This window comes from Polaribacter sp. BAL334, from assembly GCF_015767435.1.
GTDB lineage: Bacteria > Bacteroidota > Bacteroidia > Flavobacteriales > Flavobacteriaceae > Polaribacter.
In genome coordinates, this window is the sequence record NZ_JADWOV010000300.1 from 1 (window position 1) to 610 (window position 610).

Consider the following 610-nt stretch of genomic DNA (forward strand, 5'->3'; position numbering starts at 1 on the left):
ATAGAGTTGTTGGAACATCAGCATAAACGCCCGTTCTATTTTTTAAATCTTGCATTTTTTGTTTTGCTTCTGTCAATTTTGTTCCCAATAAATTCCAACGAATAAGTGCTTGTTTTCGTTCCATTTCGCCAGTAAATTCGTATTTATTTTCATTTACAATAGCATTAAACATAGCTGGTTTCGAAGTCAAACTATTCACATACGCTTCCACTTTTGTTGGATGATCAGCTGCATCAAATGCTCTTCTTCTAATTTGTTTTAAGTATGGAGCTGCTGCTGCAGGACCATCTAGTTCATTTGCAGCTTCAGCGGCCATCAATAAAATTTCTGCATAGCGCATGTATATTTTATTTACACCATCATCATTTGATGAAGTAACATATCTATTCATCCACTCGTATCGATATTTTCCAAAATACCAAACACCTAAATTTACCAATTCTTGTTGTGCAAATCCATTTACAGCTGTTCCCCATTGATATGGAACGCATGTAACATCTCTTCTTAAATCTGTTTCATCATAATCGTAAAAAACAGTTGGCAAAGGACCTGCTGTTCCTCCTCTTGGTTGTCCTGTATGCTGATCAACACTTCTATGACGAACTGCAAA

The 610-nt window shown here is 35.9% G+C and carries 1 protein-coding gene; it reads right to left on the reverse strand.

Annotation, left to right across the window (positions count from 1 at the left end; genetic code table 11):
* Positions 1-610 (reverse strand): RagB/SusD family nutrient uptake outer membrane protein (locus IU405_RS09480; RefSeq protein ID WP_197438368.1); only part of this gene is annotated, 610 nt, incomplete at both ends.